At 44.8% G+C, this 21,814-nt stretch carries 22 protein-coding genes; 10 read left to right on the top strand and 12 right to left on the bottom strand.

Going from position 1 to position 21,814, the window contains the following annotated elements; genetic code table 11:
• Positions 1–38 precede the first annotated feature (38 nt).
• From moaD to fdhD, 10 genes are all read right to left on the bottom strand, one after another.
• The gene (moaD, locus tag DYI25_RS13840; protein WP_213369877.1) at positions 39–272 is read right to left on the bottom strand and encodes a molybdopterin converting factor subunit 1; all 234 of its coding nucleotides are present in this window, start codon (positions 270–272) and stop codon (positions 39–41) included.
• On the bottom strand, positions 265–729 hold the full coding sequence (locus tag DYI25_RS13835) for a molybdenum cofactor biosynthesis protein MoaE (RefSeq protein WP_213369875.1): 465 nt from the start codon (positions 727–729) through the stop codon (positions 265–267). Before DYI25_RS13835 ends, moaD begins: the two co-directional genes overlap by 8 nt.
• A 115-nt stretch (positions 730–844) precedes the next feature.
• Positions 845–2,764, bottom strand: coding sequence for a molybdopterin biosynthesis protein (locus tag DYI25_RS13830; RefSeq protein ID WP_213369874.1), 1,920 nt, complete (start codon positions 2,762–2,764; stop codon positions 845–847).
• A gap of 13 nt (positions 2,765–2,777) precedes the next feature.
• Positions 2,778–4,010 carry a gephyrin-like molybdotransferase Glp gene (glp, locus tag DYI25_RS13825; RefSeq protein ID WP_213369872.1) on the bottom strand — a complete coding sequence of 411 codons (1,233 nt, stop codon included), beginning with the start codon at positions 4,008–4,010 and terminating at the stop codon, positions 2,778–2,780.
• A 31-nt stretch (positions 4,011–4,041) separates the two neighbouring features.
• Positions 4,042–4,641, bottom strand: coding sequence for a molybdenum cofactor guanylyltransferase (gene mobA, locus DYI25_RS13820; protein ID WP_213369870.1), 600 nt, complete (start codon positions 4,639–4,641; stop codon positions 4,042–4,044).
• Between the two features lie 16 nt (positions 4,642–4,657).
• A complete protein-coding gene (locus DYI25_RS13815; RefSeq protein WP_213369868.1) occupies positions 4,658–5,467 on the bottom strand; it encodes a formate dehydrogenase accessory protein FdhE in 810 nt (269 codons plus the stop codon).
• An 87-nt stretch (positions 5,468–5,554) separates the two neighbouring features.
• Positions 5,555–6,262: a formate dehydrogenase subunit gamma gene (locus tag DYI25_RS13810; protein ID WP_213369866.1), complete on the bottom strand. Its 708-nt coding sequence runs from the start codon at positions 6,260–6,262 to the stop codon at positions 5,555–5,557.
• Complete coding sequence (locus DYI25_RS13805) at positions 6,255–7,082, bottom strand: 4Fe-4S dicluster domain-containing protein (protein WP_213369864.1); 828 nt, start codon at positions 7,080–7,082, stop codon at positions 6,255–6,257. The genes DYI25_RS13810 and DYI25_RS13805 overlap by 8 nt, the downstream gene beginning before the upstream one ends.
• A complete protein-coding gene (gene fdnG / locus DYI25_RS13800; RefSeq protein ID WP_342032535.1) occupies positions 7,082–10,057 on the bottom strand; it encodes a formate dehydrogenase-N subunit alpha in 2,976 nt (991 codons plus the stop codon). Before fdnG ends, DYI25_RS13805 begins: the two co-directional genes overlap by 1 nt.
• 69 nt (positions 10,058–10,126) lie before the next feature.
• Entirely contained in the window at positions 10,127–11,047 is a 921-nt protein-coding gene (fdhD, locus tag DYI25_RS13795) for a formate dehydrogenase accessory sulfurtransferase FdhD (protein ID WP_213369860.1), read from the bottom strand.
• A gap of 553 nt (positions 11,048–11,600) precedes the next feature.
• Here fdhD and pdxK point away from each other — a divergent pair.
• The gene (gene pdxK, locus DYI25_RS13790; RefSeq protein WP_213369858.1) at positions 11,601–12,425 is read left to right on the top strand and encodes a pyridoxine/pyridoxal/pyridoxamine kinase; all 825 of its coding nucleotides are present in this window, start codon (positions 11,601–11,603) and stop codon (positions 12,423–12,425) included.
• Positions 12,426–12,479: 54 nt separating this feature from the next.
• Here pdxK and DYI25_RS13785 read toward each other — a convergent pair whose 3' ends face one another.
• Complete coding sequence (locus DYI25_RS13785; RefSeq protein WP_213369856.1) at positions 12,480–12,836, bottom strand: DUF2512 family protein; 357 nt, start codon at positions 12,834–12,836, stop codon at positions 12,480–12,482.
• A 318-nt stretch (positions 12,837–13,154) separates the two neighbouring features.
• Between DYI25_RS13785 and DYI25_RS13780 the strand changes: the two genes are divergently transcribed.
• A complete protein-coding gene (locus DYI25_RS13780) occupies positions 13,155–13,502 on the top strand; it encodes a YojF family protein (protein WP_023613494.1) in 348 nt (115 codons plus the stop codon).
• Positions 13,503–13,540: 38 nt separating this feature from the next.
• On the top strand, positions 13,541–14,209 hold the full coding sequence (bshB2, locus tag DYI25_RS13775; protein WP_213369854.1) for a bacillithiol biosynthesis deacetylase BshB2: 669 nt from the start codon (positions 13,541–13,543) through the stop codon (positions 14,207–14,209).
• A 27-nt stretch (positions 14,210–14,236) separates the two neighbouring features.
• Here bshB2 and DYI25_RS13770 read toward each other — a convergent pair whose 3' ends face one another.
• Entirely contained in the window at positions 14,237–14,572 is a 336-nt protein-coding gene (locus DYI25_RS13770; protein WP_213369852.1) for a hypothetical protein, read from the bottom strand.
• Positions 14,573–14,873: 301 nt separating this feature from the next.
• Here DYI25_RS13770 and DYI25_RS13765 point away from each other — a divergent pair, with 301 nt between their 5' ends.
• The 7 genes from DYI25_RS13765 to DYI25_RS13735 all read left to right on the top strand — a co-directional run bounded on the left by DYI25_RS13765 (position 14,874) and on the right by DYI25_RS13735 (position 21,772).
• The gene (locus DYI25_RS13765) at positions 14,874–15,326 is read left to right on the top strand and encodes a cytochrome C (protein ID WP_213369850.1); all 453 of its coding nucleotides are present in this window, start codon (positions 14,874–14,876) and stop codon (positions 15,324–15,326) included.
• 20 nt (positions 15,327–15,346) lie between these two features.
• A complete protein-coding gene (gene nosZ / locus DYI25_RS13760) occupies positions 15,347–17,218 on the top strand; it encodes a Sec-dependent nitrous-oxide reductase (protein WP_213369848.1) in 1,872 nt (623 codons plus the stop codon).
• Between the two features lie 331 nt (positions 17,219–17,549).
• On the top strand, positions 17,550–18,104 hold the full coding sequence (locus DYI25_RS13755; protein WP_249745453.1) for a hypothetical protein: 555 nt from the start codon (positions 17,550–17,552) through the stop codon (positions 18,102–18,104).
• A 2-nt stretch (positions 18,105–18,106) separates the two neighbouring features.
• Positions 18,107–19,441 (top strand): nitrous oxide reductase family maturation protein NosD, encoded by a 1,335-nt coding sequence (nosD, locus tag DYI25_RS13750; protein ID WP_213369846.1) that lies wholly within the window; start codon positions 18,107–18,109, stop codon positions 19,439–19,441.
• Complete coding sequence (locus tag DYI25_RS13745) at positions 19,405–20,202, top strand: ABC transporter permease (RefSeq protein WP_213369844.1); 798 nt, start codon at positions 19,405–19,407, stop codon at positions 20,200–20,202. Before nosD ends, DYI25_RS13745 begins: the two co-directional genes overlap by 37 nt.
• A complete protein-coding gene (locus DYI25_RS13740; RefSeq protein WP_213369842.1) occupies positions 20,199–20,873 on the top strand; it encodes an ABC transporter ATP-binding protein in 675 nt (224 codons plus the stop codon). Before DYI25_RS13745 ends, DYI25_RS13740 begins: the two co-directional genes overlap by 4 nt.
• Positions 20,870–21,772: a FixH family protein gene (locus DYI25_RS13735; RefSeq protein ID WP_213369840.1), complete on the top strand. Its 903-nt coding sequence runs from the start codon at positions 20,870–20,872 to the stop codon at positions 21,770–21,772. The genes DYI25_RS13740 and DYI25_RS13735 overlap by 4 nt, the downstream gene beginning before the upstream one ends.
• Positions 21,773–21,814 lie beyond the last annotated feature (42 nt).

Below are 21,814 nucleotides of genomic sequence, written 5' to 3'. Positions count from 1 at the left end.
AAGTCAACGGAACGGGCGCCACAATTTCCTATGACGGATCATCCGCCAGATACAGGCGGAATGAAGGCGATTGTATCTCCCTCTTTGATCACTTCATCGTTTGATGAAAATTCTTCATTAATTGCTGTCATCGAAGTATCAAGCTTTTGCACTCCGTACTTTTCAGCAACAATTTGTTTTAGCTCAGCCACAGTTTTGCCAGCAACTTCGATTTCAACTGATTCATGGCCTGCTTCGTCTCGTAGATGGGCAAAGAATAATATTTTATTCATTTAAATCCTTCTCCTCCGGTTTCCCTGTCGGATATGGGACAGTTTCTAGTTGGTTGCCAATCCATTCCTCGCCGTCTTCCCAATGCTCTTTTTTCCAGATTGGAACGATTTCCTTGATGCGCTCGATTGCATAACGATTTGCTTCATATGCATCGTTGCGGTGTGGCGTAGATACAGCGATTACCACTGCAATATCCGTGATGTCGAGCTTGCCGACACGGTGCGTAATCGCAACCTCGGCTCCATTCCAGCGCTCCTGGATTTCCATGCCGATCTGCTCAAGCTTTTTGACCGCCATCGGCTCGTATGCTTCATATATAAGGTATAGGGTTTTTTTGCCCTTTGTCAATTCACGCACAGTGCCAATGAAAGTAGTGATTGCCCCCGCTTCACGCTGGACCACTTTATCAATGACAGATTGGACGTTAATTGGATCTTTCGCTATTTCAAAATTCATCAAAATCACCTCAATAAACTGATCCGGATCAGGATTATAGTTTTTTACGGACACTTTTCACAGTTTCTGCCCCCGGTTTGTCCGTTAGAGCATCTCTATCTACAACAAGAATATGTTAAAAATAAACCGGCTCTGGGTTCTCGACGACTGCGTAGCCGCCGATTTTGGCGACTTCGGCTTTAAAGGCTTGTGATTGGATCACGGACCTTAACCAGATACCCTTTTCGCTTTCGAAAAATGCCTTTGTCATCAGTAAATCGTAATTTTCGTCAGCTACCGGGATGAAATCGAGTGACATTGCGCGTGCGGCCGGGAAGATACCTAGGCCTGCTGCGTTGTCGTTCCCTTTCACTTCTGCGGCGACGCTCAAGTGTGAGAACATTTCCCGGTCATAGCCGTTCACCTCGTCTGCTGACAAACCCGCTTCTTTTAACATTAAATCAAACAATATACGTGTACCGGCGCCCTTCTGTCTGTTGGCATAATCCGCACCCTTAGAAGCGATGTCGCTCACACTCTCGATTCCATGTGGATTGCCTTTTGGCAGCATCCAGCCCTGGGTTCTTTTTAAAAATGGGTAAAGGACTGCGTCTTGCCCGGCCAGGAACTTCTTTACGTAGGTAACATTATATTCCTTTGTCTCCGGGTCTAGCAAATGAATGCCCGCTACATGGGCTTCCCCTTTCCTGATTGCCATTAATCCGGCCATGCTGCCAACATGGGAAGAAACAATTTTCATGTCCGTTCGCTGCCTTTTGAGCTGGGAGGATAGCAGGTCAATCGTCAGATCATGGCTGCCGCTGAAGACGATTGCGTTCTTGATCTCTTCTACAGGTCTGTATAGCTCGACCTCGACGATGTCTCCTTGTTCGTATCCTAGCTCCTCCGGCGGTACGACGAGCAAACCATCTGCGCGTACAAGTGACATGGTGACGCCCGCCGCGCGTGTCAACGGGTTAGCGACAAATTGTCCATTCACATAGCCGATATTCATTCGGACAAAGTCCTCCGCCCCCATCGTGGAGACGATCCTGCGGCCAAGCTTTACCTCGAGCTTTGGCCTTTCTGGTTCCGGTATCCCTAGATATTTACAAACGAGCGGTCTTACAAACCACTCAAGTGCCATATAGGCGGAAACCGGATAGCCCGGTACACCGACAACTACCTTATCTTTAATTTTCCCAAGGATAACTGGCTTACCCGGCCTTGTTGCGACACCATGGGTAAAAACAGTGCCAAGCTCCTCAAGAATATGAACTGTATAATCCTTAGAACCAGCTGATGACCCGGCATTGATGACGACAATATCAGATGTTTCCACCGCTTCCAGCAGTGCTTCCCTGATTTTTTCCGGCTCATCCTTCACGATTGGGTGCAGGTACGGATTTCCGCCCCAATCTTCTACATAGTTGCTAAAAACCGTTCCATTGAATTCAATAATCCTGCCTGATGACAGTGAAGAATCCGCGCTGACTAGTTCGTTTCCGGTCGGGATGATTGTCACAAGCGGCTTTTTGACGACGGCTACCTCTGTAACCTGGGCCGCAAGGAGTGCACCGAGGTCAGCAGGCCGCAATTGATGCCCCTGCGTGAACAACATTTCCTCCTGGACGATATCCTCCCCAATCGGGCGGATATGCTGCCACGGTGTTGCCGGCTCGATGATCTCGATTGTTTCATCGTCAATGACCTGGATGTTCTCAACCATGATCACGGCATTATATTGAGGCGGAATCGCATTTCCTGTATCAACGTATACGAATTGCTCATCCATTTTCAAATGGAGCGGACGCTGTTCATGTGCTTCATACGTATCCTCGGCGTTCACGGCAATACCGTCCATCGCGGATGCATGGTAAAAAGGCATTGAAACATTGGCGAAAACAGGTTCAGCAGTAATGCGGCCAAGGGCTGAGGCAGCCGGGATCCATTCTTTTTCCTGAGACAGGTCAAACGCGGCCAGCACTTCATTCCTGGCTTTTGCGCGCGGCTTGTCTTCAAGGTAAATTTTTCGGTTATAGCGTATTTTATCCATGATGCGGCTCCCCCTATCTCGTCAAAATTACAGGAACGTATTCGCCTTGTGAAATTCCTTCTTTTTCAGAAACAATCTCGACGATTCCATTGCTTTTTACCAATGTCGTAATCAGGCCTGACTTACCAATGATCGGCTCGGCCCACCATTCTCCATCCTTCTCCTCAAGTCTTACCCTGATATAATCGGACCTTCCTGGTGATGAAGCAATATTTTTCACTATCCGGGCAAAAATGCGTTCAGGCTTACGCTCGATTCTTTCACCCTTAAGCCTTCTGAAAACCCTTTCGCCAAAAAGCTTAAAAATGATCATCGCGGATGCTGGATGACCCGGCAGTCCAATGACCGGCTTTCCGTCGGCGACAGCAAGGATTGTTGGCTTCCCTGGCTTGATGGAAATTCCGTGGACAAAAACGCCTGGATCTCCAAGTGACTGAATGACCTCAGTCGTATAGTCCTTCGTGCCGACTGAGCTTCCTCCAGATAAAATCAAGCAGTCAGCCTGTTCATACAATTCGCGGGCTCTTTGGGCGAATTCCTGATAGTCATCGCGTGTGATTCCGCCGTAAATGAGTTCGATATCCCACTCATTGACCAGACCCTTGACGGTCAAGTAATTGATATCGCGGATTTGGCCTGTTTCAAGTGTTTTCGTTTCAAAAGGAACAATTTCATCCCCTGAAGAAAGGTACGCAGCCTTCAGCTTTCGGTAGACTTTAACCTCGTAAACACCAAGTGCCGCCAGTGCTCCAAGCTCCTGCGGCCGCAATCTTGTCCCTTCGGATAATAGGACCTCTCCTGCTTTGATGTCTTCACCTTTTCTGATGACATTCTCGCCCGGTGCGATTTGCTTGTACGTATTCAACAGCCCGCCAATTTCCTCGCAATGCTCGATCATCAGCACGCTGTCACTGCCCGGTGGCAGCATCCCGCCTGTTGGTACGTATATCGCTTCGCCCCTGCCTACTGGCTTTACCGCTTCTTCTCCCATATGGACCTCGCCAGCCACATTCAAGAAGCCTGGCATCGATTCAGATGAACCGTATGTGTCACGGGCGATGACCGCATAGCCATCGACGGTCGAGCGGTCAAAACCAGGTACATTCTCACCCGCAGTGACATCCTCTGCCAGGATGTAGTGAAGCGCCTCATCAAGAGGACGGATTTCGGTTTCCGTGATCTTGCCAATTTTCTCATCAATTAACGCAAAGGTTTCCTCAACCGTTTTCACTTTGAAAAATTGCATGCTGACTTACTTCCTTTCTAGCACCTGAAAACTACTCTCCGGATTCCGCCCACTTCTTTGCATGTTCATATTCCTCTGGATGGTTCATATTGAAAAATACTCGATTAAGGCTGCCCTCGAAATAGTGCTGTAAACCTGCCTCATCGAGAAAGCGGACATGCAGTTTTTCAAGCATATGCTTGATCCTTAAATTTCCGTCTTCAATGGATTCCTTCGCCTCTCGCGCGACCCGTTTTTGATATGCCGCAAAAAGCGGATGCTGTCTGCCTTCACTGACAGGTACGACTGCATCGTGGTGTTTTAGCGCTTTTACAAGACTTGAGGCAAGTTCGGCGGATACAAAAGGCATGTCACAGGCTACAACGAAATTTTCCTCATAGTCTGATGCCTCGAGTCCCGCATGGATTCCTGCTAGTGGACCGGAACCCGGATACTGGTCTGTAACCGTTTTAATATTTAAAAACTGATAGGTTTCAGGATCATTTGTTACTAGAATTATATCATCAAATACGTGCTGTAACTCATCCTTAATTCTCTCAATATTCGTTTTTTCATGAAATTTCAGGAGAGCCTTATTCTTTCCCATCCTGCTAGATTTGCCGCCTGATAAAATAATCGCTCCGGCTTTCATCCCACAGCACCTTCTTTTAGTTTGTCTGTTTTGTTTCTCCAGCCGATTTGTATCCATGCTCCTGGGCAACAAAGTCCAGGTGGATTGTGTTCAGGTCGAGCATGGCTGGTGTTGGCTTTACAATATATTGTCTTGTATCAATTACTTTAGTATACCCTTTGCATTCTTCACAAATCTGTATTTGTGCCGCGGATTCTCCTTCGATTGTCAGGATTTTCACTGTTTCGTGATCGTTATTTCCGCAGTGTGAGCAAGCTATACGCCGGTCATTCCAATGAGCGGAACAACGCGGGCAGTGCACAACCTTTTTTCCTTCCCCTTCAAGCTGCGCAAGGCGTACTGGTTCTCCGCAAACTGGGCAGCCCGCACCGTGCACACCGTGATGGATTTCATCCTGAACCTTAGCCGCAGTCAGCTGCAGGTATGGACGAAGCGCCGTCTCTGCCACGAATTGAGGAATCCAGCCATCCAAATCATTTTCCTCAGCGAAACTTGCAAAATAAATATAGTTAAAAGCAAATGCTTCATCTATCCATCTTTTAGCTGTCTCTTCATCCAATAGATTTTTTAAAGATTGCATCGAAGTTTCAATCTCTGGTTGATACTTCGATAAAAGCCCTCCTATATCCTCTATCCACTGTAAGAATAGGGAAATATCAAAGTCAATAACCGCTAAAGCAGTGACAGGCACTCCCGCCTCCATTGCCGCTTTATCAAGGTTTGGCCGGACACAGTCAGGATCCAGGGAAGTCTTCCATTGCTCCTGCAATTCTATAATATCCTTCTGCAATTTCTGGTACTCTTTTGAGACAACGGACTTTTTCATTGCTGCAGCCCCTCTTTCACTCTATTATTCTAAATTTTGAAGGGAATGGAGCCCGGTCAGGACAGCCATTCCCTCTATTAATGGTTTCTACGCGCCTTTTTTCTTGTTCTTGTCTTTATCAAGGTCAGGGAAATTACCCTTCTTGACTTCTTCTTCATACCATTCTGTATAGTGGTCCTTTGCCCACTCTGCCGGAACCTCACCTGTAATGACACCAGTGTATCCTGGTCTTGAGTTTTTGTGGATGACACTTAGGTAGATATGGCCGACCACTACCGCAATTGCCAGGCCGAAGCCGATGTTATGAGCTACATACGCCCATTGGACAACTGCTTTCGGGAACAGGTCTGGGAACCACATTGGGAAGCCCGAACCGATGATCAGGATCGCAGTCAGGATCTGGATGATCGAGTTTATTTTTTCACCAGCGTTGAAGAATGTTTGTTTTACATGCTTGAACTTAAAGCCAAAGAGTTCTTTGACGAACTCAGTGAAAAACTGCAAATCTCTCTTCTTCCATGTAACAAGCTCTTTTCCCCAGCGCAGGAAGCCCTTAGGATCCATGATTAGCCAGATGAAAGTAGGCGTAATGAAGGCAATCGCAAAAATCCTGTGGAGCAGGCGCGCTCCTTCTGGTCCGCCCAGTACTGGATAAAGCCAGTCAAACCACTCTGTATACATTGGCAAGGCCGTGATATAGAGCGCAAAAAATGAAATGGCGTTCACAGCATGTGCGATTACAAAGCCTTTCGAGAATCGCTTTACTTTCACACCTGAATACTGAGTTTTACTCATGGCTGCCACCTCCATCCTCTTCATGGCCTTTGCCTTCTTTATTGAATAACTTGCTGGAAACGAATGCTCCAACAAGCGCCATGCTTGTCGCTCCAAGCATCATCTTTCCGATTGGCTGTGCGTAGTCCTTCCAGACAACAGCTGATGTAGGAACTTTTGGTTTTTCTGGCAGTCCATACACAGATGGTTTTTCAGCAAGCACATAAATGGTATGCGTACCGCCGACTCCTTCTGGATTGTAAATCATCGCGTTAGGATACTTATCTTTGATTTCACTCAAGCGTTTTTCAGCCTTCTTGATCATTTCTTCTTTCGTGCCAAATTCCATTGCGTCTGTGTGGCAAGTGGTCACACAAGCAGGCTGCATACCTTCTTCAATACGGTCCACGCACATTGTGCATTTCTGTGCCTTCTTGTACTCCTTGCCGTTCTTGTCTTTATATGTTGCCAATTGGACAACATCGAATGGGCAGTTCTGTTCGCAGTAACCGCAGCCTACGCATTTATCACTATCTACATTTACAGTTCCAAAGTCAGTATAGTGCATGGCTTCTTCCGGGCATACCTTTACGCAAGCCGCATCCGAGCAATGGAAGCAGGAGGAATGGCGGAAAAGGTAATCGAGATTGCCTTTAGAGTCTTCGTGCTCAATAAATGACAGCACGTTCCATGTGTTCGCTGTCACATTTGCATGTGATTGGACACTGCCCTGGAACTCTTCCGGCTCAGCCGGAAGGTCGTTCCAGTTTTTGCAGGCGACCATACATGCGCGGCATCCGTCACACTTAGTCACATCTACATATTTAATATAGTCCGCCATTAGTCAGCCCTCCTTATATCACAGAGGAATGCCTTATATTCAGGGATTGTCGTGTTTGCATCCCCGATATGAGGTGTCAAGCGGTTTGCTGTATCCCCTGTTGCGTACCCTTTATAGCCAAAGTGCCAAGGCATGCCGACCTGATGGACCTTCTTGCCGTTCATCATGTGAGGCTTGAAGCGTTTGGTAACCATCGCATATGCTTTGATTTCGCCGCGGGCCGAACTGACAATGATTTGATCTTTGTTCTTGATGCCTTTTTCCTTCGCCAATTCTTCACTCATTTCTATATACATATGGCCTGCCAGTTCGGATAGCCATTCCTGGTTACGTGTCATCGAACCGGACTGCCAGTGCTCAGATACCCTGTAAGTAGTACCGACGATTGGATACTTCTTATTGTCGCCTTTCAGGTTGAATTCCCCTTCGATGATTGCAATTGCTGGGTTGATTTCCTGGCTTGAGAAGGCATTTTTAACAGGACTTTCAAACGGCTCATAGTGTTCAGGGAACGGACCGTCATTCAATGTTGGAGCGTAAACTCCTGCAACCCCTCCGTTGATCATGATGAAAGGATTGGTTCCGCCCGGTTCTGATGGTGACAGAACTGGCTTGAAATCAGGAACGTCATTGCCGACCCATTTCTTCTGGCTTTCATCCCACCAGATGACCGCTTTTTTGTCGCTCCATGGCTTGCCGCTTGGATCAGCAGAAGCGCGATTGTAAAGAATTCGGCGGTTTGCAGGCCATGCAAATGCCCAGTTCAGGAAGTTCCCGCCGCCAGTATCCTTATTGTCACGGTTCTTAGCGCGATTCTTGCCTTCCTCTGGATAGAAGCCGGAATAAATCCAGTTACCAGAGCTTGTTGTACCGTCATCCTTAAGATCGCCAAACCCTTTCAAAAGCTTTCCTGTCGTCAGATCATAGCCGTTAATTTCCCTGGTCACAAGGTCGATATCAGGATGGTGCCCTTCACCAAAGTTCCAATACAGTGCATTGATTTGCTTAGCTGCAGGTGAACTTTCATTCTTATAAAGGCCTTTGATAGTCTTGACCAACATATGGATGATTTCCAAATCCGCCAGGGATTCTCCTTTTGGATCAATTGCCTTCCAGCGGTATTGCATCCAACGGGAAGAGTTGGACACGCTGCCTTCTTTCTCATAAGAGCTCGCTGCCGGCAGAAGGAATACTTCTGTGTCGATCTTGGATGGGTCACTGCCAGCTTCCTCTTGCCAGAAAGCAGATGTTTCAGTTTCCCATAGGTCAACTGCAACCATCCATTTAAGCTTGGACAGCGCTTCTTTTTCTTTGCCTGCATTCGGGCCTCCGACTACAGGGTTTGTTCCAAACAAGAACGCACCTTCCAGTTCGCCTTTATACATAGCGTTGAACAAATTGATATGGGAGTAGTTCTTGTTCCCTTTTGGAAGGTATTGGTACCCAAATTCGTTATCCTTTGTCGCATTCGGGCCGTACCAGGCCTTCAGCAAGCTAGTAAGAAACTTAGGTTTATTGCTCCAGTAGCCTCCGCTAGGTGTTTCTTTTGTATTGTAGCCTTCTAATGTCGCATGCTCAGGGATGGCAGTTGGTGTTCCAATATACCCTGGAAGCAGGTGATATAGAAGAGCAAAGTCAGTGGAACCCTGTACATTGGACTCCCCGCGCATTGCGTTGATTCCGCCGCCAGGCAAGCCGATATTGCCAAGCAGCAACTGGATGATTCCAAAGGCACGGACGTTTTGTGTCCCAACAGTATGCTGGGTTGTGCCCATTGCATACATAATCGTTCCGGATTTTCCTATCTTGCTTGTTGAGCAGAAAGTTTCACAGACCTTTAGGTAATCTTCTTTAGGTGTTCCGGTTACTGCAATAACTGAGTCGACATCATAGCGTGAATAATGCTTTCTCATTAATTGGAATACAGAACGTGGGTGTGTAAGGGTTTTATCCTTTTTCGGATTTCCTTCTTCGTCTGTTTCATAAGCCCATTTTGTCTTGTCATACTTACGGGTTGCTTCGTCATACCCGCTGAATAATCCATCATTAAACTCAAAGTCTTTCTTTACAATGAACGATGCATTCGTATATTCAGCAACATACTCTCTGTGGATCAAGTTATTCTCTAATGCATAGTTGATCATTCCGCCCATGAATGCAATATCTGATCCTGAACGAAGTGAAGCATAGACGTCAGCCTTTGACGATGTCCTCGTGAAACGAGGGTCGACAGAGACAATTTTCGCGCCTTTTTCCTTCGCTTTTGTCAACCATCTGAAAGAGATTGGGTGATTCTCGGCAGGATTCCCGCCCATGATCAATGCACAATCGGTATTTTGCAGATCGCTCCAATGGTTAGTCATTGCTCCACGTCCTACTGTAGGTGCCAGACCGGCAACCGTAGAACTATGTCATATTCGTGCCTGGTGTTCGAGATATACGACGCCAAGCCCTCTCATCATTTTTGCAAGCAGATATGTCTCTTCATTATCAAGAGCTGCTCCACCTAAGCTCGCGATGGCTTCGGTTTTATTGACAAACATGCCATTTTCTTTTTCAATGAATGATTTGTCACGTGTTTCCTTCGTGCGTTGTGCAATTGTTTCATACATCCAGTCCCAGCTTTTCTCTTCCCACTTCTTGCTGCCAGGAGCACGATACAATGGCTTCGTTAAGCGCTTTTCAGATGTGTAGACTTGTCTGATCGTAGTGCCTTTACTGCAAAGTGTACCTTCGTTCACTGGGCTATCCGGATCCCCTTCCGTATAAACCACAGTATTATCCTTTGTGTGTACCAAGATGCCGCATCCTACACCGCAGAATGCACAAATGGTTGGTGTTACAGTAGCTTTGGCAATCTTGAATTCTTTTGTTTTAGCGTGGACCTCTTTTTCGTTAAAGCCCAACTCGACAACCGCCAGGGTAGCCGCAGTGGCTCCTGACAGCTTCAAGAACTGCCGGCGATTCAGGTTGATTTCAACCATTTCTCTCTCTCCTTCCCAAAAGTTGCTTAGAACATCCCTAATCCCATAGGTGTTGTCAATTCAGTACTTGCTGGGCTTCCCCCCTTTCAAGAAAAGCGGAAGCGCCTTGGTCAGCCCCGACAAGCGCTGGAGGGGTGACCGGTGAAGTCGTTCTTTGACTTCATCGGGCGGACCGAAGCGACTCGAGGGGGTAGGCGCTGGAGCTGGACAATTCTCGATGTGAGAACTATTTTCCACAGCCGGCGGGTTTAAATCATCATTAATCCTCCCAGCAGATGTATAGACAGTCGCCATTTTCCCCCGCAAGTAGCCAACGACTTCAATGTTGAGGAATCGGGCTAGCTGGATGGCCTGCTTTGTAGCAGCAGTGCGCGAACCAATGACGGCAAAACCAAATTTTGCAGCCTTTGAGAGCATTTCATATGAAACCCTTCCGGTCGTCAAAAGGACGAGGCGGTCAGGCTGCAAGCGCTTTCGGATTGCGTGGCCGATGATCTTGTCGACAGCATTATGTCTGCCTATATCTTCCCGGACTTCAATACTGCCATCCTCAAGGATGATACAGGCGCCATGCATGCCGCCTGTTTCCAGGTATAGCGGCGAATTTTGAGCGAATTCCGCGCGTTTTTTCAACAAATATGTCAGCGAATAGGTTTCATCGGAATTCACTTTATTGAACTTCTTGACATCCGTCATGGAAAAGAAGGTCACTCCGCGGCCGCAGCCGGCTGTATAATGCTTCTTTTTTGAAAACATCTGCTCAGGATCAAAAGAGTTACATAATGTTACATTCAATGTGCCGGTTTTTTCGCTGAAATGGACGCTGACAACATCCTCCGGCCCATCAATCAAACCTTCTGAAAAAAGGTATCCATATACCCAATCTTCCAGATCCTGATTTGTCAGCTGGAATACCGCGATCTCATATCCATTCAGCCTCAGGCTTATCGGATATTCTTCAGGACAGCCTTTCTTGATCATGTTCTTCACCCCTTATCTGGTCGTTCATCTCTGGGCTCCGCTGCAACAACTATCGACTTCTTTCGGCCATCAGTGGTGCGATGGGATTGAAAGACTGTTATTAATCTTGCAAACTGTTAAAACTCTATATTCGGCACACAGCCTTATTTTAAAAACATTCCAGAATACAAAAAGAAAAAAATACCCCTACACCTTTAATGTACTGAAAATTACATGGTTGTAACCGTTTTAATTGTTACAATAATATAGATGAAAATTGTCTATTTCTTAAACAAATTCTTAAACTGAGATTTTTTAATTACGTAAAATCTTTTGGTGGGTCAATTTTCACATACACAACTCTAAATGAATTTATTTTTTCCCTCAGTAACTTTCATCACGTCACCTTACTAATGACACAAATTCGTCAAAAGTTAATTTTATCCTTATAAATTGCTCTCAAATCAATTCTTTGTCTAAATCTATAGAATTGGTATAATCATAAGAAAGTGCTGAAGGTGATATGTCTTGTTCCAATGAGGCAGTCGCCATTCTTAAAATGGAGGTAGTATACATGAGTTTGAAAAAGGTGTTAACAATCGCAGGTTCCGATACAAGCGGCGGCGCTGGCATCCAGGCTGACCTTAAAACCTTTCAGGAGCTAGGCGTTTATGGAATGACCGCTCTTACTACGATTGTGACTATGGACCCTAAAAATCACTGGCATCATGAAGTATTCCCACAGCCAGTCGAGCTGGTCGAAAAGCAGCTTGAAACGGTTCTTTCCGTTGGAATAGATGCAATGAAGACAGGTATGCTCGGAACGGTTGAGATCATCGAGCTATCAGCACGCAAAATTGATGAGCACAAATTGGACAGAGTGGTAATCGACCCTGTAATGGTATGTAAAGGGGAAGACGAGGTCTTGATGCCTGAAAACACAGATGCCATGAGAGAATTGCTTCTGCCAAGAGCCACTGTTGTTACTCCTAACCTGTTCGAAGCATGGCAGCTGGCACAAACCGGTCCAATCCGCACAATCGATGACATGAAGGAAGCAGCAGCGAAAATCCATGATCTAGGCGCAAAGAACGTCATGATCAAGGGCGGTAACAAGCTGAACCACGAAAAAGCCGTAGACCTCCTTTATGATGGAAAAGACTTCACTCTTTTCGAATCTGAGAAGGTGGAAACAAGCTTCACCCACGGCGCTGGCTGCACATTCGCTTCCGCGATCACTGCACAGCTGGCTAAAGGCAAAACAGTCCCTGAAGCATTGGAAGTAGCTAAAGGCTTTATCACTGAAGCCATCAAGCACGGCTTCAGGCTGAATGAATACGTTGGCCCAACCGCTCACCTTGCGTACAACAAATACGCAGGCGGCAACCGAGGGGAATAAATGAAAAATAAAAAGGATGGCGGCCGCCATCCTTTTTATAATGAAAACATTCATTTATATCTTCCGATTAATACGGAGTACTCGATCAGCCATATAACTATGGAAGAACCATTCACCAGAGGCAATCAATACGGCCGCAAAAAGAGCTGCGAAAATAACGCCATCCGTTTGCTCAAACAACATCAACCCAAGACCCCATACCACGAAAAATGAAAGAGCCAGGTCAGATAGTGAAGCGCTAAGATTGCTTGTTTTCGGAAGAATAAACAAGTCACCAGCAAGATAAGAAATCGCTCCAAGAACGAGCGTGATGACGAGAATATCACCGATTCCTGCAAAACTTCCCATTAATAGAAGAAGAACAGCAAATGTCATGATGCCTTTTATTAATAATGCCTTTGTGTGATTCACAGGCTCCCTCCTTTTCCTCCACTATTTCCATTTCACTTCCTGATTAAACACATTATGTAAAATCAACTTCGATGCCACTGTTTGTGTATATCCCCTTTTAATTGTGTATGTGCAAGTGCTCAGCCAGTACTTTTTCAAGGCATACATTTCGCTTTTGGAAGGTTTTTTTAGTAATATAGATATAATCGATTTTTATAAGAAAAGCGCAAGCGCCTTGATCAGCCCGACAAGCGCTGGAGCTGGACATTTCTCATAGAAAGCTGTTCATTCAGCTATTATAAACCGAAAAACTTCAAAGCCCGGGAAGGAGGAAAATAGATGGATCCGGTGATTTTATCAGAAGTCCAGGAAGCCCTGGACCGTTTTAAAGACAAAGAAGTCTATATTCATTTAGAAACAACAAATGGAGCATACGCATCCCATAACAACGAGTCATTCTTCTCATCAGGCGCGTACATCCGCAATGCGAAGGTAACCTATGAACGCGCGAAGATCACTGGTGAAGGTCCATTTCGGACAGGTTTGAAGATACCTTTTGGCTGGGTTTATGCTGAAGGAATCACCCACTTCGAAATTGACGATAAAGGAAGGCTGCTGCTTGCCGGCCATGATTTTAACGGAAAGCTTGCCGTCGCCCTTGAAATAAGCGAAACACCATTTGAATAAGTTACTTAAGGACTGGCTGAAAGGAGAGATTTTACGAAATGGAAAAAGAAAGGCATGTACTTGTCGTGTTCCCTCATCCTGATGATGAGGCATTCGGTGTTTCCGGAACAATCGCATCCCATATAAACATGGGAACTCCTGTCACATATGCCTGTTTGACACTCGGACAGATGGGACGGAATATGGGGAATCCGCCGTTCGCGAACCGGGAAACCCTTCCCGCTATACGTAAAAAGGAATTGAAGGACGCAGCGCGTGCGATGGGCATTAATGATTTGCGCATGCTCGGGTTCCGTGACAAGACGGTTGAGTTCGAGGATGAAAATATGTTGTCCAATCTCATGTCATCTTTGATTACCGAATTGAATCCTTCGCTCGTCATCACCTTCTACCCTGGCTACTCCGTCCACCCGGACCATGAGGCCACAGGTGCGGCAGTGGTGCGCGCCGTTGAAAAAATCCCTGAAGCAGACAGGCCAAAACTCCATTGCGTAGCGTTCTCACGTAACTGTGTCGAAGAGCTTGGCAATCCGGATATCGTCCATGATATAAGTGCTGTCGCAGACATCAAGCTTGATGCAATCCGTGCACACCGCTCACAAACTGAGCTGATGCTTGAAGAAATGGCTGATAAACTGAAGGAAAAGGATCCAAAAACGATGGCATGGATCAACAATGAACGCTTCTGGACATATAAATTTTCCTGATCAATCCACCTTTTTGAGGTGGATTTTTTATCTTCTTTCGTATACCCCTTCAATCATCAAACCTTTCACAAAAACAACTTCTTTTTCCGATTCACCCTTGATACTCCAAACAGACTCTTTGAATCCAAAAAACTTACTATTATCTGTTTTACCAATCAGCTTGTCGATCTCAAAGTTTCTTTCACCATTTAAATAAAATTTCTTATAGGTTTCATAGCCAGTGTAATATTCTTTATTTTTATAAACCAAGGTTCCCGCAGCTTTAGTTGTGTAAACTTCTAAATTTGCATCATAGATAAAAAGGCCGCCAACCAATAGTAGTGGAGCTATGGTCATAATCCACCACTTTTTCTTTTTTAACACAAACGATCACTTCCTGCCTTTTTGTTTATTTGATTAGTAATACATTATGAAATAAATTCCGCAAAACAATTAAAAAACCTTTTTTCAACCTAGTTTTTTAATACCCCTCTCTTTGATTTTCAAGCTCTTCATACATCCGTAATGGACCCTTTGATTTAGGTTACTTCATAAAATGGACACATCCTGTTCATATACCTTTCACAATTACCCTCTTGTAATGTGAACTGCATCACACATTTCACTCCTTATCCCAAGGTACGATGTTAGTGAAATTCATTCAATAAAGGGGGTAATGAAGTCCATGCAAAAAGCTTTAATCAGTTTTATCATTAGCGCTCTGATTGGTCTTGGACTCGGTTACATTGCATTCGATGTTGTCGGCGGAAGCAATGACGAATCTACCGAAAACGCTTCCAAAGAAGCAGAAACTTCTAAACCGCAGAGTGACAACAAACAAGAGGAGAAGGATGACCAGCCTGCTGCTGAAACAGTTTCCGCAGATGAAAACATTTTAACATCCAAGGGCTGCCTTAGCTGCCATTCTGTATCTTCATTAAATCTCACTGGCGGTGCAACTGGCCCAGATTTATCAAAGGCATTCGAAAATGTTGAAGGTAAGCATGGCAAGTCAATCGATCAGTTCTTAAAAGAGCCTACCTCAGCAGTCATGTCAGGTGTAATTGGCGGCAATCCACTTTCTGAACAAGAAATTTCAGAAGTAGTAAAACTTCTTGAGGAAGCCTCAAAAAAATAAACAAGGGTGGTGCAAGGTTGATGAAAAAATGGATTCCAATTGCCTCGGGACTTGCTACCGGGCTCCTTGCTGCAACGGTTTTCTTTGCTGATTTGTCTCCTGGAGACCGAAATGAAGCAATAGCGGAAAGCAGCAAAAACAAAACAAATGCGGAAAAAGTATATGTACCTTTTGGTGAAAAGGATGAGTACTACTTATTCGCTTCGGGCGGACACTCAGGACAAATGTTCATTTATGGTGTCCCATCCATGAGGCATATCAGAACCGTACCGGTATTCAGCCCAGACTCAGCAACTGGTTACGGCTTTGATAAACACTCAAAAGAAATGATGGGCGGCTTTACCTGGGGCGATCTCCACCACCCGGCATTTTCAGAGACGAATGGTGATTATGACGGTAAATACATGTTTGCGACCGATGTCGGCAACAGCCGTGCGGCAGTCATGAACCTTGAAACGTTTACTGTTAAGGATATCATTGACGTTCCAAATACAAGCGGTCCTCACTGTGCAGCATTCGTTACGGAAAACACTGAATATATGTTCCTGCCAACACGTTTCGCAGTGCCGATTGGAAGAGAGTATGCACCGCTTGACGACTATAGCGAAAAGTACCGCGGTGTCATGTCAGCAGTTACTTTTGACGAGAAAAAGGAAAAATTGAACATTGCCTACCAGGTCGCTCTTCCGCCATGGTCTTATGATTTATCTGATGCAGGGAAAAAGGTTTCTGCAGATTGGGCAGTCATGACTACCTATAACACAGAAGAAGCAACGACGAACCTGGAAATAAACGCTTCCCAGGCAGACCGCGACTTTATCGTCCTATTCAACTGGAAAGAGCTTGAGCAAATGGTCAAGGACGGAAAGTATGACGAAGTAACTGGCCAGAAGATGATCTTCCCTGAAAAGCATAAAGGCGGCATGTACCTGGTACCTGTAGCCAAATCGCCGCACGGTGTCGATGTCACTCCAGATGGAAAGCACTTTATTGCTTCTGGTAAATTGGCACCATCAATGACTGTATTCTCTTTTGAAAAAGCGTTCAAAGCGATTGAAAACAAAGAATTCGCTGGCGAGCGAAATGGGATTCCAATTCTTAAGTATGAATCGGTTATGGAAAAAGAAGTAAACCCTGAAAACGCACTTGGACCGCTTCATACTCAATTTGATGATCAAGGTATGGCTTACACAACCATGTTCATCTCATCTGAAATCGTAAAATGGGATCCGAAGACAGGCGAAACTTTGGACCGGGTTCCTGTACAGTACTCTCCTGGACATTCTGTTGCAGCTGAAGGAGATACAGTCGCACCGGACGGAAAATACCTTATCGCATTAAATAAAATTGCGAAAGACAGCTATCTATCTGTAGGACCTTCCCATCCTGAATCCATGCAGCTAATCGACCTGCGCGGTGACAAGATGGAAGTCATCCAGTCTGCCCCGGTCAACCCTGAACCGCACTACGCACAAATGATCAAGGCAGATAAAATCAAAACAATCACTGTTTATCCTAAGGATGAAAAAAATCCGGATGCCGTCTATAACCAGGAAGAAACACGCATCGAACGTAAAGGCAACGAAGTCCATGTCTACGGAATTGCCATGCGCTCAAAATTCATTTTTGACGCAAAAGCTGAAAGACCCGACCAAATCGAAGTCAAAAAAGGAGATAAAGTCTTTATCCACCTTACAAATATCGACTTTGACCAAGACATTACCCACGGATTCGCAATCAATGGATACGATTTAAACATTGAGGTACAGCCTGGACAGACGAATACAGTGGAATTCACAGCAGATAAAGCAGGAACGTTCCCGATCTACTGTACGAATTTCTGCTCAGCATTGCACCAGGAAATGACCGGTTACTTCCTTGTAAAACCATAACCTGCTATAGGAATGAAGGGTATCATCAACTGCTGATACCCTCCTCCTTTATACGAAAAGCGCAGCGCCTTGATCAGCCCCGACAAGCGCTGGAGGGCCGACCGGTGAAGTCGCTCTTTGACTTCATTGGGCGGACCGAAGCGACTCGAGGGGCTAGGCGCTGGAGCTAGACAATTATCGAAGTAAAAATTTTATACTTTCCTTTTATGTGAGAATAACGCAATTGCCTTGGACAGCCCCGACAAGCGCGGAGCTGGACAATTCTCAAAGTTACTTAATACTTTAGTATTCTGCATTTCTGCCATATGGCAAATAGAAAGGCGTGATTTCGATGAAACGACTTTCAATTCTATCATCTGGATTGATTGCTGCAGCAGCTGGACTTATCGCTGCATCATTATTCTTCCCCTGGTGGGGCATGGAGTTCTTTGCTCCACAGTACCCCGAAGGTTTGAATATCATTGTCTATCCAGACAAACTCGAAGGCGAAATTGATATTGTTAATGGATTGAACCACTATATTGGCATGAAAGGCTTCAGTGAAGAAAACTTCCCGGAACTCAGCTATCTTAAGTATCTAATTGGCGGATTAGCCGCACTTACACTCATTACTGCCATACTCAGAAGAAAAACAGTTCTTTATGTCCTGATCGGAATTTTTGCAATCGGCGGATTGCTTGGTGTATGGGATCTGCGCCGCTGGCTTCATGACTTTGGTACAGATTTAAGCCCGACAGCGCCGATAAAAGTAGATCCATTTGTTCCGCCGATTATAGGTGAGAATACACTCGCAAACTTCATTACTAACAGTTACCTTGGGTTAGGTTCTTATTTGGTAATAGCAGCATTCATACTCATTCTCATTCCACTTTGGAAGGATCGTTGACCATGAAAAAATTCCTTTGGCTGCTCTTGCTCTTTTCCGCTTTTACTTTTCCGGAAAAGGGGGCGGCAGCGGAAAACCTGCAAGCCGTCATTAATTCGGCCAAAGACGGCGCAGTGATCAAGCTTGAAAATAAAATCTATACCGGCAATATCGTGATTGATAAGCCGCTTACCCTTGTTGGCAAGAAAGGGACTGTCATTGAAGGGGATGGCAAAGGCAATGTTATTTCTGTTCGCGCCCCTGGTGTCACTGTTTCAAACCTCGATGTAAGAAAAAGTGGGATGAGCCGAAACAGCTCTGAAGAATACGCAGCGATCAAGGTCTATACAGATGGTAATATCATCCGGAATATCTGGATTACTCAATCCTTCCATGGAGTTTATTTAAGCAAAGCACATAACAATACGATTGAAAATGTTCGGGTTAAAGGTCTTGGCAAAGGAGAAATAGCCGCTCAGGGCAATGGCCTGCATGTATATTATTCAAATGGAAATCTATTAAAAAACAATTATATTGAAGGCACAAGAGATGGTATGTTCTTCGATTATGCAAATGACAACAAGGCTATAGGCAATGAAATAACGAAAACACGTTACGGTCTGCATTATATGTATTCAGACCGAAACGAATTTAAAAACAACATATTCACCTTTAATACAGGCGGAGCAGCAATCATGCACTCCAGCCAGCTTAAGCTTGCAAACAACCAATTCATCTTTAATTATGGACACCGTTCCTTTGGGTTGCTGGTATTATCAGCAAACGAAAATAAAATTGAGAACAACACTTTCTATATGAATCAAAGAGGGTTATATATAGATCAATCTACCGACAACCTGATTCGTTCAAACCGAATCTCACAAAACCAGATCGGAATCGAGCTATGGGCCAGTTCAAACGAACAGGTTTTTACGGAAAATACAATAGAAGAAAATACGATACCGGCTGTCGCACTTGGCGGTAAGGGGCGGAATAATTGGAGCAAGGAAGGCACCGGCAACTATTGGGGCAGCACCTTCCCATTGCTCGATCTCGACCAGGATGGCGTAGGTGACAGCACTGCAGCCTATAAATCCTCCCTTTATGAGCTGATTGAGGAACAGGAGCTTGTCTACCTTTTCCTAAAAAGCCCGGCAATTAAAATCTATGAAAAACTGAATCGGCTGCTTGATCAAGAAAAAGTCATGTTTGAGGATCAGTATCCTCTGGTTGACGGCCGAAAACAAAAATCCTACTTACCTTTCTTAATTGTAACCGCCGTCCTCATTACGGCAATCTTCGCAAAAAGGAGAAAACTGCTATGTATTTTATTTGGAAGGAATGGAAGGAAAATATAAGAGGCAAAGGGCTTTGGCTTGCGATCGGTACAGTCATATTTGTCTCTGTCCTTTTGCTTGTAAGGTCAGCTTCTCTTTCCTATGATCAGGGTTTATATATCTTGCTCATCAATCTGTTCGATACACTGCTCTACTTTATCCCGATCTTATACCTTTTCATGGGCGCTTTCTCTATCTTCCAGGAAAAAGAGCAAAAAACACTAGTCATGCTTTTGACAAGGCAGGAAAGCTTTATGACATTCCTGGCCAAAAAGAGCCTTGGGATGCACCTGGTACTGCTTGCACCGGTGATCATCTGGTTTTTCTTATTCCTCGTTCCTTTAAAAATATATTTTAAAGCTGATATTGGGACGTATCTTGCCTTTGTTCTTTCCATTACTGCACTTATGCTGATTTTCACTCAAATTGGTGCCCTGGTCGGCAGCATCAGCAGGTCAAGGATGCAGATTGTTGGAATTGCCGTCATCATCTGGTTTTACTTCTTTTTCTTACATGACTTTGCCCTGCTATCGATCATCCAGGATGTAACCCACGATAATGTAAGGCTCTTTTCAATTGCCTACTTCTTAAATCCCATACAGGCTGTAAGGATGTATCTTGAGACAGGCGTGGGAATTTATTCATTTGGGCACATGTCGCGTCTATTGAAATCGTTCATGTGGCTGCAGCCGGGTGCCTTCCTCGGAGCCAGTCTAATTTTCTGGATGACTGTCACATTTATCAGTTCTGTACTGTTGCATCGCAAGGAGGGTTTTGAATGATCAGCGTTTCTGGCTTGACACAATCATATGGGAATAAAGAAATCCTAAATAATATCAGTCTATCAATCGAGAAAAATGAAGTTTGTGCCCTTGTAGGCAGGAACGGAGCTGGAAAATCTACTTTCATCAACAGTTTGCTGGGGCTGATCCCCATCAAGAAAGGCGAAATCCTGGTAAATGGCAAGACTCGTAAAAGTAATAAACGCTGGAAAAATGAGATTGCCTACTTGCCGGAAAAGTTTATGCTATATCCCTCTTTGACGGGTTATGAAAATATCGTATTCTTTGCACAGGCAGGAACCGGTAAGGCTGATCCTAAAAAAATAGAGCAAATTTTAAATTCTGTCGGGCTTTGGGAAGACCGCAGCAGAGCCATTAAGGGCTATTCCAAAGGGATGCTCCAGAGGCTGGGGCTTGCCATCACACTGTATCAGGATTCCGATATCTTGATTCTAGATGAACCTACAAGCGGAATTGATCCAATGGGACGCAAGGAAATTTTAGAGGTCCTTCGTTCCTTGTCAGGCAAAACTATCCTGCTCTCTTCCCATCATCTAGATGAGATCAAGCAAATTTGTACGCATGTAGCATTTTTAGAAAACGGAAAAATGACTAAATACACAGTTGATGATTTTTTGACCATTCAGGAATTAGGGGGCATGGAGAAATGAGAAAATTATTCGTATCACTATTCATATTGCTAGCAACACAGTTAGCAGGCTGCAGTCAGGAGCCCGATTGGAATGTAAAAGTCACCAATGAACCAGTTTTTGCAAATGGCAAAGAATCTGACTTTGAAATTGAAGTGACGGAAAACGGCAATGCTGTAAAGGATCTCAATATTGTAGCTGAGTTTGCGATGTCCAGTATGGACCATGGAACGATTGATGTCGAGCTAGAAGAACTGTCTGATGGAATTTATTCTGGAAGTGCTGAATTTTCAATGGCGGGAGAATGGGAAGCAGTATTTACACTCGAAAATGATGGGTCAAAGCAAGAAGAAGTCGTTAAACTGAATGTTAAAAAAGCTGAGGGTGTTGCCTCCATCAATGGTGAATGGATTACAGACGAAGACCTTAAGTTTTATCAATTCATCAATAAACTCCATATTGAAATCAACCGCGAAGCAGACAGAAAGAGATATTCCGGTGAAAAACTAGATGAAGCGCTTGTATATTGGGATAACCAGGAGAAGCTGAATGAGGACAAAAATCAGTTATTGACGCAAATAATCAGGCTTAGGGCAATGGCTATGCTTGGGCTTGAGAAAGGCCACAAGGCAACTGAGCAAGAAGTGAAAGACGCAATTGAAAATGTCCGCAGCCAATACGACCATTCAGAAGTGGCCCAAAAGCTCATTGGTGATTATGGATCAGAAAAATTTTGGAACATTCAGAAGCAGCAATATACACGGATTGTTCTAACTCAAAAGGTCCAGAACGATTTAATCGAAACAGTGAAAAAGGAAAACCCGAAAGCAGGCGAACAGGAAATACTCTTCACTGCTGAAAAGAAATATGAAGAACTGCTGGTAAGCCAGGTAAACTCTTTGAAGATTAAGATTATGTAAAGTCCTCTACCCTGAGGACTTTTTTTAATTTTGTCGATTTTC

Source organism: Mesobacillus boroniphilus, from assembly GCF_018424685.1.
GTDB classification, from domain to species: domain Bacteria; phylum Bacillota; class Bacilli; order Bacillales; family Cytobacillaceae; genus Mesobacillus; species Mesobacillus boroniphilus_A.
The sequence above is the reverse complement of the archived record's forward strand: the minus strand, read 5'-3'. Positions and strand labels throughout refer to the sequence as shown.